Annotated in this window: 15 protein-coding genes; 8 read left to right on the top strand and 7 right to left on the bottom strand. The window is 39.4% G+C overall.

The window, feature by feature from the left end:
* Positions 1-176: 176 nt before the first annotated feature.
* Positions 177-824, top strand: coding sequence for an NUDIX hydrolase (locus ABD006_RS12315; RefSeq protein ID WP_343841483.1), 648 nt, complete (start codon positions 177-179; stop codon positions 822-824).
* Positions 825-827: 3 nt separating this feature from the next.
* Here the strand turns inward: ABD006_RS12315 and ABD006_RS12310 are convergent, their stop codons facing one another.
* The 3 genes from ABD006_RS12310 to ABD006_RS12300 all read right to left on the bottom strand — a co-directional run bounded on the left by ABD006_RS12310 (position 828) and on the right by ABD006_RS12300 (position 3,897).
* The gene (locus ABD006_RS12310; RefSeq protein ID WP_343841479.1) at positions 828-1,652 is read right to left on the bottom strand and encodes an MBL fold metallo-hydrolase; all 825 of its coding nucleotides are present in this window, start codon (positions 1,650-1,652) and stop codon (positions 828-830) included.
* Positions 1,653-1,772: 120 nt separating this feature from the next.
* On the bottom strand, positions 1,773-2,699 hold the full coding sequence (gene thpD, locus ABD006_RS12305) for an ectoine hydroxylase (protein ID WP_343841478.1): 927 nt from the start codon (positions 2,697-2,699) through the stop codon (positions 1,773-1,775).
* A 229-nt stretch (positions 2,700-2,928) separates the two neighbouring features.
* Positions 2,929-3,897 carry a S8 family peptidase gene (locus ABD006_RS12300; RefSeq protein ID WP_343841476.1) on the bottom strand — a complete coding sequence of 323 codons (969 nt, stop codon included), beginning with the start codon at positions 3,895-3,897 and terminating at the stop codon, positions 2,929-2,931.
* A gap of 177 nt (positions 3,898-4,074) precedes the next feature.
* Between ABD006_RS12300 and ABD006_RS12295 the strand changes: the two genes are divergently transcribed.
* The 3 genes from ABD006_RS12295 to ABD006_RS12285 all read left to right on the top strand — a co-directional run bounded on the left by ABD006_RS12295 (position 4,075) and on the right by ABD006_RS12285 (position 6,522).
* Positions 4,075-4,635 carry a DEAD/DEAH box helicase family protein gene (locus tag ABD006_RS12295; RefSeq protein ID WP_343841473.1) on the top strand — a complete coding sequence of 187 codons (561 nt, stop codon included), beginning with the start codon at positions 4,075-4,077 and terminating at the stop codon, positions 4,633-4,635.
* A 35-nt stretch (positions 4,636-4,670) separates the two neighbouring features.
* The gene (locus ABD006_RS12290) at positions 4,671-5,561 is read left to right on the top strand and encodes an aminoglycoside phosphotransferase family protein (RefSeq protein ID WP_343841470.1); all 891 of its coding nucleotides are present in this window, start codon (positions 4,671-4,673) and stop codon (positions 5,559-5,561) included.
* A gap of 184 nt (positions 5,562-5,745) precedes the next feature.
* On the top strand, positions 5,746-6,522 hold the full coding sequence (locus ABD006_RS12285) for a formate/nitrite transporter family protein (RefSeq protein WP_343841467.1): 777 nt from the start codon (positions 5,746-5,748) through the stop codon (positions 6,520-6,522).
* Positions 6,523-6,579: 57 nt separating this feature from the next.
* Here the strand turns inward: ABD006_RS12285 and ABD006_RS12280 are convergent, their stop codons facing one another.
* From ABD006_RS12280 to fdhF, 4 genes are read right to left on the bottom strand one after another with little or no spacing between them, the layout of a single operon-like run.
* Positions 6,580-6,711 (bottom strand): hypothetical protein, encoded by a 132-nt coding sequence (locus ABD006_RS12280; RefSeq protein ID WP_255453292.1) that lies wholly within the window; start codon positions 6,709-6,711, stop codon positions 6,580-6,582.
* A 15-nt stretch (positions 6,712-6,726) separates the two neighbouring features.
* The gene (locus tag ABD006_RS12275; RefSeq protein ID WP_343841461.1) at positions 6,727-6,948 is read right to left on the bottom strand and encodes a heavy-metal-associated domain-containing protein; all 222 of its coding nucleotides are present in this window, start codon (positions 6,946-6,948) and stop codon (positions 6,727-6,729) included.
* A gap of 18 nt (positions 6,949-6,966) precedes the next feature.
* On the bottom strand, positions 6,967-7,458 hold the full coding sequence (locus tag ABD006_RS12270) for a helical membrane plugin domain-containing protein (protein WP_343841458.1): 492 nt from the start codon (positions 7,456-7,458) through the stop codon (positions 6,967-6,969).
* Positions 7,433-10,423 carry a formate dehydrogenase subunit alpha gene (gene fdhF, locus ABD006_RS12265; RefSeq protein WP_343841456.1) on the bottom strand — a complete coding sequence of 997 codons (2,991 nt, stop codon included), beginning with the start codon at positions 10,421-10,423 and terminating at the stop codon, positions 7,433-7,435. The genes ABD006_RS12270 and fdhF overlap by 26 nt, the downstream gene beginning before the upstream one ends.
* A 424-nt stretch (positions 10,424-10,847) precedes the next feature.
* Here fdhF and ABD006_RS12260 point away from each other — a divergent pair, with 424 nt between their 5' ends.
* The 4 genes from ABD006_RS12260 to ABD006_RS12245 all read left to right on the top strand — a co-directional run bounded on the left by ABD006_RS12260 (position 10,848) and on the right by ABD006_RS12245 (position 15,256).
* Positions 10,848-11,552 (top strand): FadR/GntR family transcriptional regulator, encoded by a 705-nt coding sequence (locus tag ABD006_RS12260; protein WP_343841453.1) that lies wholly within the window; start codon positions 10,848-10,850, stop codon positions 11,550-11,552.
* Between the two features lie 23 nt (positions 11,553-11,575).
* Positions 11,576-12,502: a 5-dehydro-4-deoxyglucarate dehydratase gene (gene kdgD / locus ABD006_RS12255; protein ID WP_343841450.1), complete on the top strand. Its 927-nt coding sequence runs from the start codon at positions 11,576-11,578 to the stop codon at positions 12,500-12,502.
* Between the two features lie 36 nt (positions 12,503-12,538).
* Complete coding sequence (gucD, locus tag ABD006_RS12250; RefSeq protein ID WP_343841448.1) at positions 12,539-14,002, top strand: alpha-ketoglutaric semialdehyde dehydrogenase GucD; 1,464 nt, start codon at positions 12,539-12,541, stop codon at positions 14,000-14,002.
* A 213-nt stretch (positions 14,003-14,215) separates the two neighbouring features.
* Positions 14,216-15,256: a type 2 periplasmic-binding domain-containing protein gene (locus ABD006_RS12245; protein ID WP_343841445.1), complete on the top strand. Its 1,041-nt coding sequence runs from the start codon at positions 14,216-14,218 to the stop codon at positions 15,254-15,256.
* Positions 15,257-15,318: the final 62 nt, after the last annotated feature.

Here is a 15,318-nt window from a genome sequence, read left to right as displayed (position 1 = left end):
AAGGTGTTATTACATCATCAGTACAAAAATATAAAAGTTCGGGTCGCATAAATTAGGAGTGAGCGAAGTGCTCACCCCAACATTTGACTTGGAACCAGTGAAAAGGGATAAGAGTTTTTGTGTTGAATATGTATATAAAAGCATATTTTTAATGCCGGATAAAGGAGAGAAACCAATTGAGTTCAAATCCAAGACCTGCTTCAACGGTCATTCTTATGAATAAGGGAAAGGTTTATCTTACAAAACGACCGGAAACGATGAAGTTTCTTGGTGGGTACTACGTCTTTCCGGGAGGAGCGGTTGAGAGAGAAGATGAACCAAAAGAACATGAATCTTTTCCAGAATTTCAGCACCATTCCTTTTCGTCCGCTCATTATATCGCAGCCGCCAGGGAGCTGTTTGAAGAAGTTGGTGTATTGTTAGCCAAATCGGAGAACAATGACTTGACTTTTAAGCAACATTCCAAAGACGATTATCGAAAATTATTGGTGAACAATCGTATTTCCCTTTTGGAGATGTTGAAAAAGGAAAATTTTAAATATGACAGTTCAGCTCTACGCTATTTTGGGCGCCGTATAACCCCACCAACGAGCCCAATCCGTTTCGATACCCGTTTTTTTATCGCAGACTTACCTAATCATCAAACACCTTCTCCGGATTGGAAGGAAATTGATCATGCATTCTGGACGACACCTGAAGAGGCCCTTGAAGATTTTGAAAAAGGGAATTTAAAGCTTGTTCCACCTACGATTACATCCTTGCGAACCCTTAAGCATTACAACAATGGCGGACCGCTCAAAATGCCGGACAACGTAATAGAATAATGATTATATGGAAGTTGTGTAGCTGTTATTTTGTTGCTTCACCTGACCTTCTTTAATTAATTTGTTTAAATGAGCCTCAATCGTACGCTTAGCAACATCAAATACACTTGGATGAATCTGATCTTTATAAATATACTGTGTTAACTCACTTGCAGACAATTGCTCATATTCATTAAGCAAGTCTTTAATTTGCTGTTCACGTTTTAATCTACGGGCAATAATAAATTCCAGCTTTTCTTTTGGATTTACAACCCATTCTCCATGCCCCGGACCGATTTTATCAATATCTAACTTTTTTAAACGGTGTAAGGTATTTAAATAGTCACTCATATCTCCATCCGGTGGGCCAATCCAGGTTGTTCCTTCAGATACAACATTGTCTCCGGCTAATAACATTTTTTCTGATGGAATGTATAAATTTAATTGGCCGGCAGTATGACCGGGGCCATGAATAACTTCCATTTTTGTTTGGTTAATCGTTAAAATATCACCGTCATTTAACGTTTTAATGTCTTTAACAGGGGAGATTGAATCGGCGATAGGGTCATATTCTGCCTGATGACAATAAACGGTTGGAGATAAATCCCTTAGCTGACGTACACCAGGGGCATGGTCCGGATGCGAATGGGTTAATAAAATCGACTCAGGAGGCTGAACTTCATGTTTTTCAACAGCCTGCTCAATTTTATCTTTCGTTTCTTCTGTATCATACCCGGCATCTATCAGTAATGATTCGTGTTCACTCCCGATTAGATAACAGTTTGTTTCGGTGTTTGGCCATAATGTTGGCGTAGCAACTGGTATACGTATAATTTTTACATTCTTCATTGTTCATTCCTCCTTACTCATCTATTGTAACGTATTCATCATTCCACAGCGTTAATCCTCTAAAATATCACCATAAAATCGAAAAGGGAAAAGGCAAGAACCTTTTCCCTAAACTTTCCACTAAGATTGTATGAGTTTCTTTGTTAAATCAAACGGTTTCGGCTGAATTGGCTTAATATTTTCCCGGTTGGCCAAAAATTCAGGTCTTGGTGTCAGGTCCGAGAATGGCTTCTCCAATTTATTCTGGATACTGTTAAAGACGAAGAACACATTGCTGCGCGGGAATGGTGAAATATTACCGCTCGACCCGTGCATAATGTTACTCTCAAAGAATAATACAGAGCCAGCCGGACCTGTTGCACGATCAATTCTTCCACCGCTTTGGTCGACCAGCCATTTCAGACTCTCATTATCCGGTGTTCCAAATTCCTGTTTCTTTAAGGACTGCTCAAAGTGGCTGTCCGGTGTTCCGCTCGCACATTGCACATAATAATTCTGTGAACCAGGAATGAGCATAAGCGGCCCATTATATTCATAGTTATCGGTTAAAATAATAGAACAGCTTACGGCACGCATACGCGGCATTCCGTCCTCCACATGCCAGGTTTCAAAGTCAGAATGCCAGTAGAACTCTTTTCCTTTAAAACCAGGTTTAAAGTTAATTCTCGACTGGTTGATGTAAACATCGTCTCCAAGCAGTTGACGGGCGATATTGACCAGACGTTCATGTGAAGATAGCTTCTGAAAAAATTCCGTATTCTTGTGTACGTCAAAAATGGAACGAATTTCATCACTACCTTGCTCACGGACAACATCAGGTCTCTCAACAGATTTGTGGTCATTCATCGTCTGATCTAATTCTTTGCGCAGAACATCTACTTCATCATCTGTGAACATCTTTTCCAGGAATATGTAGCCGTTTTGTTTGTAAAAATCCAGTTCTGTGTTGTTTAGAGGTCCATCTGATTGAGATCCATAAAGCACCGGATCCTTCCTTTCCATAATAGAAGGCTCTGGGTTTACTCTGGATGGATAGAAGTCTTTCATACGATCACTCCTCCTCTAAATCAAGTATTAATCCCTTTACACTGCCCATTGTATGGATAAAGCAGCCGGCGTTCAAGTTTGCTAACAGAGGATGTAATCGTTCTACGGTCGATGTGACCAAATGTAAATAGTCAGCGATTTATTATCTGAAGATTGCGCTTTTTATCCCTTTTAAGCTGAATATAGCTTTTATTGGATTTGGTGACTGAGTCCTGGTGAAGCAGTTCATTTAATTAGACGAAGGATTTTTAAGCTGAATATTTAACTCCCGATAAACGTCCTGTATATAATCCAGCAGAGGCAAAAAGATAACTCCATTCCCCTCAACTTTTGGTGAAAATCCTAATGGAACTGTACGCTTAATAAGCTGAGCGTATAATTCAGCTTCTGTTAGATTCCGTCCAAAGTTTTCATTTTCAATGCTCTTAATAAGCGCCAGGGAACCTGTGATATGGGGAGCAGCCATAGAAGTTCCATTTAGCGTTGCGTATTTCCCATCAAGATAGGTAGATGTAATTTGTTCTCCTGGAGCGACCAGATCAACTTGTTTATTGGAATTTGAAAAATCAGAGGAGTTTCTTTCCAAATCTATTGCACCTACACTGATTACTTCATTATAGGATCCAGGGTAGGCTAATTCCTTGGTTTCATGGTCGCCATCCCCCTCATTTCCTGCCGCACAAACGACAGGAATGTTATGCTCATGCACGGCCGTTTTAATGGCTTCATGGAGCTCCGGAACATCCTCAGGTCCCCCTAAAGACATGGATATCATATCAACCTCTTGTTCGACAGCATATTGAATCCCTTGAATGATCCAATCATACTGTCCGGAACCATTTTCATCTAAAACTTTTACAATCAGTAATTGTGCTTCAGGAGCAACACCCGCAATTCCATCTCCATCCTCTGTTGCCGCTATTGTACCTGCTACATGTGTCCCGTGACCATTATAATCCGTATAAATCTCAGTATTTCCATTGTCGTCATTTGTAAAGTTGCGCCCACCTGTAATGTTATTTCTTAAATCCTTATGGTCCGCGCACCCTGTATCTAAAACGGCAATGGTCTGATTTCTCCCCCTTGACTTTTCCCAGACTTCCGGGGCTCGTATAAAACGTACACCCTCAGGCACTTGATTGGTATTATCCATTTGCTCAATCACCTGATAATCAATTAAACGAACTTGTTCCAGCACTCAAAAAACCTCCTTATATTGGGATGATGTGTACAGTTCTTTGTCGTTATTGTCATGATACTAAATAACCGTATCTTGAAATAGAACCAAACGTTGTGTTTTAATAAAGGAATATTGTCCCATTTTTCAGAAGGTTAGGGCAGATGTAAATAAATAAAGAGGGGAAGGAGAACGACGATGAAATTTGTTTTAATTTTCGGACCACAAGCGGTCGGGAAGATGACAGTAGGCCATGCCTTAACGAAAGTATCAGATTTAAAGCTGTTTCATAACCATATGACGATTGACTTAGTGCTGAATTTCTTTGAATTTGGGAGTAAGTCGTTTAACCATCTGAATGATATGTTTCGCTATGAAATCTTTCGTGAAGTCGCCAGGAGTGACCTGGAAGGGCTTATCTTCACATATGTGTGGGCCTTTAATGAACAGGAGGACTGGCAATTTGTTGATGAGATTTGTTCCATTTTTGAATCGAATGGAGGAGAGGTTTATTTTGTGGAGCTTGAAGCGGACAAGGACGAAAGAGTTTTACGTAACAAAACTCCTTATCGTTTAGAGCAAAAGCCAACAAAAAGAGATGTTCAATTTTCAGAGAATGAACTGATAAAATCCATGGATCAATATCGACTAAATTCCAAACCGGGAGAAATTACCCGGAAAAATTATATGCGAATAAATAATACTAATAAAAGTCCAGAGGAGGTTGCCCGCATCATAAAGAACCAATTTGAATTATAGAGGGGAGGAATTCAGTGCAGCTGCCAACTGATTTTGTGAATAATGTAAAATTTCATTTTAAAGAAGAAGGGAGGAAATGGTTAAACCAATTACCTGAGTTAATCGCCTATAGTAAGCAGAGATGGGGCTTACAAATGAAAGAACCTCTATCCCTTTCGATAAATTATGTAGCACCAGCTATTCGTGAACATGGGGAACAAATTATGGTGAAGATATGTATTCCTGGAGAAGAATTTTTAAATGAATTAAGAGCATTGAAACGATATGACACCATGAATATGGTTGAGCTTCTTGATTATGATAGAGAACGAGGGATCCTGTTATTAACAAAAGTCGAACCTGGGCACCCCTTATCTAATATGTCAAATGATGAAAAAAGAACACAAATAGCTGCAAAAGTGCATGAGACTTTGACGTATCCTGTACATAATACAACATCTTTTCCTACAACAGAAACAATGGAAAATCATCTTCGGAATATAACTATCAAAAACCCAAATGGTCTAGGTCCTTATTCGGTAACAATACTAAATAATGCTCTCTCCATGTACTCTCATTTGAACACTACAAGTGAACAGAGATGGCTCCTGCATGGAGATTTCCACCATGATAATATTCTTGCTACAGGAGTGGAAGGTGAGTGGACGACCATTGATCCTAAAGGTTTGATTGGGGAAAGAGAGTATGACTTTGTACAATTTTTACTAAATCAACTTCCTAAGAAAAATAGATCAACCACAATTAATAGACGTATTCAAATTTTAGTCGAAGAAGGAAATTTGAATAAAGATCGCTTGATAGAATGGGGATTTTGCCATTCGGTACTTGCCACGTGTTGGACGGTTGATCATGAGAACAACTATAATGAAGACTTTTATCAGGGGAGTAAAGTTTTTCAGCATTGGTGTCAGGATATGAATGAATAGGGGACAAGTTATGATTAAAAAGTTATCCTTTTTATGTTCTTTTTTTGCGGTCATTAATATAATTCATTAAAAATTAAAAGGGACAGGCAACTTATGGTTCCTAGGATTGTGAATAAAGTAATTGTTGTTAGTGGAAAAATATCACCAGGATATTGAACAAAAATATAGGATTAGGTGGTTATAAATGTCTTTTCATCCTCCCAAGAAAACGGCACAACTAGCCAGAGACCATGGTGAAAAGAAAGCACATTTACCATTATCAACAATGCTTGCATTAGGGTTTTTAGCAGGTGCTTTCATTGCTTTTGGATTTTTATTGGATATAAGGATAACAGGAAATCTCCCTGAGGAAATCTGGGGATCCATGGCTGCATTTATTGGTGGAGCAGTCTTCCCGGTAGGACTGGTTTTTGTCTTAATCGCCGGCGGAGAACTGTTAACAGGAAATATGATGGCCGTTGCAACTGCGAGATTTTCCGGCAAGATTAAGACCAGTCATGTGTTAAACAATTGGTTGATCATAACGATTAGTAATTTTATCGGATCCATTTTTGTAGCATACTTTTTTGGTCATATTTTAGGTTTAACGGAAACCGGGCCGTTTTTGGATAAAACCGTTGATATTGCAGGTGCTAAAATTGAAGATAATTTTTTTGAAGCCTTTGTATCCGGTGTTGGTGCAAACTGGCTGGTCTGCTTAGCTGTATGGCTCAATTATGCAGCTGAAGATGTTGCAGGGAAGATCCTGGGTATCTGGTTTCCGATTATGGCCTTTGTAGCGATTGGTTTTCAGCACGTGGTCGCAAATATGTTTGTGATTCCTGCCGCCATATTCGCCGGGTATTATACTTGGTTTGATTATCTGATGAATTTTCTGGCTGTGTTCCTGGGAAATGCAGTAGGAGGAGCGATATTCGTAGGAGCATTTTACTGGTTTGCTTATTTGCGTAATGATGTGTAAAACAAATACTTTTAAACAAAAGGCTTTAGCCAATGATTGATGGCTAAAGCCTTTATTTTATTCCTCATGTTCATGAGTGGGGTGAATTAAATGGTCTGAGCAATCAGGGCAGACATCAAGAATTTCATATGGAAACTCCTCATGGTTCACATCATCCACACGACCGCATACCTCACAAATACGGGGCACTATGCACACCTCCTGTTAAATTTCTTCTTCATTCGTATTTGCTTCATAGCCCATATCGATCACAGCCTGTTGAAAGTCCTGTAATGAACCTGCATCTTCGTCATAGGAAATAATCGCTTCATTCGTCTGGGTGTTAATTTTTACATTGCGTACACCCCAGACATCATGCAGAGCCTCACTGATTTTTCGCTCATCCTCTTTTTTCAGATTTGGAATGGATAGCTTATGTTGTATCATTGAATAACACCACCTGTATTAGTGTGTTTTCTGTTGATTCAGGCCATTTCCCATACCTTCAAGAAAGTTGACCATCGTATTCATGGATGTGCGGACGTTGGGGTCTCTTACAGATTTCATAAGACCCCAGAGTCCAACTTCTTCTTGGGTTTTAGCACTCTCAGCTGCTTTTTCCAGGCCAGTATTCAAGCCACTGAACATGGCCTTCAGTTGATCGGATTCCATCTCAGCAAGTAATCCAATGGTATTCATCCCGTTTTTAATGATGTTATGCATGCCTGGCTGATTAATCTGCTCAATGGCAATTTGACCAACCTTTTCCCGTGTACGAAGCAGACCTTTCAGCATATCAAGAACTCCTGTTGCGTGAAGTTCCTGAAGAATAATTAATGTATCCTGAATGACCTCCCGATTATCGGCAATCTGATTAATGATTGCCGATAAATCCTCTGAACGTTCTTCCTGCTTACTTTTCCTCTTTTGCTCAATTTGCGTGATTGCTTTTGCCATGATAAGATCCCTCTCTTTTCAACGTTTCGGGTACAGGCGTGAAGTCCTTTCTGTTCCACTTTTTCTCTACCTCTACACCGATGTGGGGCTGTGGATTGCCAAAACGGTGGTTATGCGCAGGGAGAGGAGGCTCTCCGGCTTTTTCCAGTAATTCCATTTTCACCTGTGTCTCTTTATAGTTTGGTGTATGGGTGTCCTTATCATAATAGCTGCTGGTCAATTTATTCACGGCTTTTTCATTTTCCGTTGTGTTCATTGGCAAATACAATTCGTTGCCGGTCACGCGATTGGTTACTAAGACTCGTACCTTTACTTTTCCATAAGGGGAGGTGAGACGTACCAGTGAGCCTGACTGTAAATTACGTTCTTTAGCAAGCTCGTGTGAAACCTCCAGCCATGGGTTAGATACTTTATGATTGATTCCCTCTGATTTATTGGTCATGTTTCCTTCATGGAACTGTTCCAGAAGACGACCATTGTTTAAGTGAAGATCAAATTCTTCTCCCATCTGCAGAGGAGGAGTCCAGTCAACAGGGAATAAGCGCGCTTTTCCGTCCAGGAACTTAAAACGCTCTTCATAAAGTAACGGTGTACTTTCCCCATTTGGTTTTACCGGCCACACTTGACTGTCCCAGCCCTCCATACGATCATAGCTCACGCCGGCAAAGACCGGGGCCAACTTTGCTACTTCATCCATAATGTCTGATGGATGACTATAATCCCAGTTGGCGCCCATTTTGTTAGCAAACTCCTGGAAAATCTGCCAATCAGGCTTACAGTCATCAAGCGGGTCCATGACCTGATAAAAACGCTGAATTCTTCTTTCCGTATTTGTAAAAGTTCCTTCTTTCTCCAAACTTGGAGCAGCAGGGAGGACAACGTCTGCATACTGGGCAGTTTTAGAGAAGAAAATGTCCTGAACGACAAAGAAATCGAGTTTTTCAAAAGCTTCTTCAACATAATTGATATTTGAATCAACGAGGCCCATTTCTTCTCCAAAAAGATACATTCCTTTGACGTTTCCATCCATGATTGCTTCTACGATTTGATGATTGTTTAAACCAGGGTATTTTGGAAGTTCAGTCCCCCATGCCTGTTCGTAGCGGGAACGTACCTCATCCTTTTCCACCGGCTCATAACCAGGGAGGAAGTTTGGCATTGTACCAAAATCACTGGCTCCTTGTACGTTGTTATGGCCACGGAGAGGATAGGCTCCTGCACCAGGCTTCCCAAAGTTCCCTGTAACTAATAACAGGTTAGCAATAGCTGTGCTTGTATCTGTACCACCCATGTGCTGCGTAACGCCCATAGCCCATAAAATACATGTACCTTCTGCGTCCCGAATCATTTCAGCTGTTTGAATAAGTGTTTCCTTTGATAAACCGGCATGCTTTTCTGCGTATTCAAGTGTGAACTTTTCCAGGGATTGCTTAAATTCTTCCACATTATTTACGCGATTTTCTAAAAATTCTTTGGCTTCCCAGCCCTGATCCAAAATGTACTTGGTTACAGCTGAAATCCATACAAGATCAGAACCAGGTTCAGGGTGAATATGCAAATCAGCACGATCAGCTAATTCATTTTTTCTCAAATCAGATACGATTAACTTTTGACCGTGAAGTTTGTGTGCTCTTTTAACTCTTGTAGCCAGCACTGGATGGGACTCGGTTGGATTTGCTCCGACAACAATAACTAAATCAGATGTTGCAATGTCTTCCATCGTACCAGAGTCACCACCGATACCAACTGTCCGCATGAGTCCTGCAGACGCAGGGGTTTGACAATATCTTGAGCAGTTATCAATATTGTTTGTACCAAATACAGACCGGGCCAGCTTTTGGAACAGATAATTTTCTTCATTTGTACACTTGGAGGAAGCAATAAAACCGAGAGAATCAGAGCCTTCCTTATCCTTTAGCTCAGTAAATTTATCAGCCATAAGGGTTAATGCTTCTTCCCAGGTTGCTTCGTAAAATTTATCCCCTTTACGGATAAGTGGTTTTGTCAGACGTTCTTCACTATTTACAAAATCCCAGCCAAATTTTCCTTTTACACAAGTGGAAATTCCATTTACAGGAGCATCGCTGGTAGGCTGGACTTTCAGGATTTCCCGATCTTTTGTCCAAACCTCAAAGCTGCAGCCAACCCCGCAATACGTACAAACCGTTTTCGTTTTGTTAATCCTGTCTTCACGCATCGTTGCTTCAACATTTGATATGGTGAAAATCTCCTGATAGCCAGGCTCTACTTCTTTAGTTAAATCAATCATAGGCTCTAAAATATTTTTAGGAGTTCCTGTCATATAACCGGCTTCTCCAAGCATGGATTTCTCCATTAGTGCGTTACAAGGACAGACGGAAACACAATGACCACAGGAAACGCAGGATGATTCATTAATCGGAACATCATCATCCCAAATGACTCGTGGCTGTTCGCGTTCCCAATCAATGCTTAGCACTTCACTGACCTGAAGATCCTGACAGGCCTCCACACACAAACCGCATAAAATACACTGGTCCGGTTCATACCGGTAAAAAGGGTGGGAGTTGTCAGGCGGATATGGTTTTGGAGTAAATTCATATTTCTGATGGTCGAGCTGTAAATACTCAGCTGTGTTATGTACCTCACAATTTCCATTATTGTTGTCACAAACGGTGCAATACAGCTCGTGATTCTTCAAAATACGTGACATTCCTTCTAATTGAGCCTCTTTAGCCGTTTCGGACACTGAATTGACAACCATATTTGGCTGTGCATCCGTAGAACAGGCACGTTTTAAGTCACCATTTACATCCACATAGCAGGTATCACAAGTCTGAATAGCCCCAATCCCGAGATCCGGCTGGGAGGAGCAGATACCCGGAATATAAATATTATTTTCCAATGCTGCTTCCAAAATTGATTGACCTTCAATAGCTTCGAATTCCTGGTCATTAATTTTCATAGTAAAGCGATTGTCTTCCATAGAAGGATACACCACCTCTAAACATTACTTCATATTCATTATTTACCAATTTGACAATTTGTATTACCTGAATTAGAAATGTCTTTCACAGACAATGGAATCGAATAAAATTCCCATAAAAAGATTGCTTTCAAATAATTTTGCGAGCTTTTTTTAGTTTATAGACAACAATTTACTATGATTGATGGTCATGTCGCGGTGAACTTTACTACTTGTGCTTGTTGAGAGTAACAAAAAATACTATATCAGCTATTATGCCTTTTAATATTATACAAACCTAAACTCTTAAAATTTTTATTTGTCTTACAATCAAATCCTCTTAAAATTTTAAATTGACAGAATATTTTATTTGTCTTACAATTTATACAAATAAATAAACATATTCTACCGGTAAATATGTTTTTAAGTTGAAAGGTGAGAGATGATGGAAGAACAATCAGGCTTGCTTAAGATGAAATCCGTTAAGCGTAAAACTTTATCTGAACAAGTAATTGATCAAATTATTGAGTTACTTATGACTGGTCAGTTAAAGCCAGGAGATAAGCTTCCTTCCGAAATGGAATTAATGGAAATGTTATATGTAAGTAGACCTGTTCTTAGAGAAGCAATGAGTTCTCTGGAAACAGTAGGAGTTGTACACAGAAAGACAAAAGAAGGAACGTTTTTCTCAGATCGAATTGGCAGCAATCCATTTAGGATTATGCTGGCGCTATCTGCCGGGGATATTGAATCCATTATGGAAACAAGGCTGTCCCAGGAATTAGGATTAGTTACACTTGCCGCAGAAAAGATATCAGATGAAAGTTTAGAAAAATTAGCAGAGACGATTAAGGTAATGGAAGAAAAAGAAGAAAATTACAACAATGCAGATAAAGAGTTCCATAGGATTATCGCACATAGCGCAAGTAACTCTATAACAGAAGGCATTATTGACCCGCTATTAAATATGTTTGATGAAACATTGGGAAGTGTCTCTCTAAACCATAGGAATAAAGAGCTTACTGTTCAACAGCACAAGGATATATACAATGCACTGGCAAAAAGAGATCCTATTGAAACATATATCTGCATGTATAGACACCTTGATAATGTTAGGCAGAGAATGTTTAAGAGTATTCATAATAAATAGGCCATGAAAGGGGCGAAGTGGGTATGACAAATGAAAGACAAACACCTAAAGGAATTTTAGGGTTTCCTATTACACCCTATAATGAAAGGGGAAATATCTGTGAAAAAAGCTTATCTAAAAATATTGAGTTTTTATTGGATGAAGGTTTGGAAGCTATCTTTATAGCGTGTGGTTCAGGTGAATTTAATGCAATTAGTACCAAAGAATATGAATCGATGGTTGAACTTGCGACTTCCGAAGTAAACGGGAGAGTCCCAGTCTATACAGGCGTTGGTGGGAATTTGTCTACGGCTCTGGATCAGGCAAAAGTTTCGGAAAAACATGGTGTAGATGGATATTTAGTTCTGCCACCATATCTAATAAATAGTGAGCAGGATGGACTTTATGAGTATTATAAAACCATTGTTGGAAGTACAGAACTTAATGCAATCGTCTACCAACGTGCAAATGCAGTCCTTCAACTAGAAACCTTAGAAAAACTGGTCGAATTCCCACAAGTGGTAGGTTTAAAAGATGGAATTGGGAATATGGAATTAAATGTTGAGTTAACTCAAACAATAGGAAGACGCTTACGCTGGCTGAATGGAATGCCAATGGCAGAAGTTACAATGCCTGCTTATGTGCAGTTAGGATTTGATTCATATTCATCAGCCATTTCAAACTATATACCGCATATCTCAAGGCTATTTTATGAATCTTTACTTAACAACGATATGCATACCGTCCAAGATATCTATCAAGATGTCATTCTACCAATATCACAAATTAGAAAACAAAGAAGCGGTTATGCCATTTCTTTAATTAAGGCAGGTATGGAGATTGTAGGTTTGCCAGTTGAAAATACTGTAAGGCCACCAGTCACTCCTGTTGAAAAAGAGCATTACGAACAACTTGAGAAAATTTTAAAGACAGCATTTGACAAATATCCAGCAAAAATAGCTACCAATTAAGCTATATTTATAAAATTACTAAATGGAGGTGTTGATGTGGTAGTTCAAAGTGAAATTAAAACTTATTTAAACTACATCGATGGGGAGTGGACGTCTTCATCATCAGATGAGGTGATTAAAAACACGAACCCTGCCAATATTGAAGATGTGGTTGGCTATGTACAAGTATCAACTAAAGATGATCTTGAGAGTGCTGTTGCTGCTGCAAACAAAGCACAAAAGGATTGGAAAAAATTATCTGGTGATGCCAGAGGAAAAATTCTTTTTAAGGCTGCTGATATTCTTGAACAGCGCTTGGATGAAGTAGCAGAGATCATGACAAGAGAAATGGGAAAAACCCTTTCTGAAGCAAAAGGTGAAACAGCGCGAGGAGTTGCCATCCTTCGTTACTATGCAGGTGAAGGAATGAGAAAGGTTGGAGATGTCATCCCTTCGACAGACAAAGATGCACTTATGTTTACGACTCGTGTTCCGTTAGGGGTAGTGGGCATTATTACACCTTGGAATTTCCCAGTAGCGATTCCGATGTGGAAGGCTGCACCTGCTTTAATATATGGGAACTCAATTGTTATGAAACCAGCTACAGAAACAGCGGTTACTTGTGCAAAAATATTTGAATGTTTTGCAGAAGCAGGATTTCCATCCGGAGTTGTGAACCTAGTTACCGGCCAAGGATCAGTTATTGGCCAGGGGTTAGCAGAACACCCTGATATTAATGGGATCACATTTACGGGATCAAATACCGTTGGTAAACAAATTGGTCAATCAGCTCTTGCAAGAGGTGCAAAATACCAACTTGAAATGGGCGGGAAAAATCCTGTCATTGTATCAGCGGACGCAGATCTTGACTTAGCCGTAGACGCTACAATAAGTGGCGCATTTCGCTCAACCGGCCAAAAATGCACAGCGACAAGCCGGGTAATCGTTCAAAGTGATGTTTACGATGAATTTAAGAAACGCCTACTTGCCAAAACAAAAGACATTACCATTGGGAATGGCTTAAATGATGGTATTTGGATGGGACCAAGTGCAAATGAAAAACAACTAAATACAGTACTTTCCTATATTCAAAAGGGAAAAGAAGAGGGTGCAACACTGCTGTTAGGTGGTGAGAGGCTCACAGGTGAAGACTATGATAATGGATACTATGTAGAACCCACTATATTTGATCATGTAAACTCAGACATGACAATAGCCCAAGAAGAGATTTTTGGCCCAGTTATTGCATTAATAAAAGTTGATAGCATGGAGGAAGGCGTGCATGTGGCAAATGATGTTGAATATGGTTTAAGTGCCTCAATCTTTACAACAAATATTCAGCAAATGCTTTCATTTATTGAAGAGATGGATGCGGGTCTAGTTAGAATTAATGCAGAGAGTGCCGGAGTTGAGCTTCAGGCTCCATTTGGTGGCATGAAGCAATCTAGCTCACATTCGCGTGAACAAGGTCAAGCAGCAATTGAATTCTTTACTTCTATTAAAACAGTTTTTGTTAAATAATTTTATTTTTATTGAGGGGGGATGGGACTTTCCCCTCCCTATCCTTTTCTTTAATAGCTAAACTTAGGAACTAGGGAATCCATTTAATTTTAAATGGTTAAAGTAAATCTTTAGTGAAAGCGCTTAAATTACTGCGCAGATCTTTAAAGTGAAAATTAGGTTGTAAATAAGTTATAAAAAATTATAAAGGGGTGTTTATCTATGAGGAGGGTTTTGTCGGTTTTAATGGTTTTGGTTCTTTCTGCATTGCTAGTTGCTTGTAATAGTAAATCGACTGGAGATGATAAAGGTGGTGGCAGCGGTGCAGAGGTCCCTGATAGAATTCGTGTGGTGATTGGCTCCACTTCAACAGGAGGGGATACCTATCAAAATGCAGATGCTGTTAGCAGATATCTGGAGGATTCATTAGGTACAAATATGAAGGTAGATGCTGTTGGTGCTGTTAAGGCTTTTAGTGAGCTATCCAATGCTGACACTGATGGAAGTACGATCATGTTTTTCCATGACATGTCATATTTAGGTATTGAATATGGAAGTATCAATAAGAAAAATAAATTAGAAAACTGGAAAATTGGTCCGGTTGTTTCAACAAACCCAGGTAACGCATTTTTAGCTCGTTCAGATGCACCATACGATACAATGGCTGATTCGGCTGAATGGTTACAAAGCAATCCCAATGAAACTATTACTGTTGCTATAGAAGCTGGTGGCACTTCTGAAATCTCTTTTGATGGCTATTATTTATGGGTTGAGGAAAAATATGGGGAAGAAGTTGCGAATCGAATTAAAGTTTATCCAACAGGATCACAGCAGGATAAGAATCAGGCATTATGGGATGGTAATGCCGATATCATTAACGGATCTATTGGTGGTAATAGCGAATATACAAAAGATGGCGTAGATTCCGATGTTAAGATGAAGTTCTTAGGAATTACAGCTGGTGAACGAGTTGAAGGATATGACATTCCTACATTTTCGGAACAGGGAATCACTTTTGACGGAGAGAAATTTGTTTTTGACAAGGAATTTTTCTTCCTATTACCAAAAGATATAAACCCAGACTTTGCTAAAGCCTTAGATAAAGCAGTTGCAGAAGTTGTAGAAAACTCTGATTATATTAATGATTTAAGCAAAAATGCCTATATTCCTAATTATATCCCAGCTGATAAGGCCGATGATTATTTACTAGAGAAGAGGTCTACCCTTCAAAACATTATTAAAAATGCCCCGTCCGTGGATGAGCTTACAGAGTAAATAAGTGAATGAAAATTTAATAAGAGGTTGTTTGTATAACAATACAGACAGCCTCTAAATTT

It is taken from the genome of Salinibacillus aidingensis (assembly GCF_039522525.1).
Lineage (GTDB): Bacteria > Bacillota > Bacilli > Bacillales > Alkalibacillaceae > Salinibacillus > Salinibacillus aidingensis.
The sequence above is the reverse complement of the archived record's forward strand: the minus strand, read 5'-3'. Positions and strand labels throughout refer to the sequence as shown.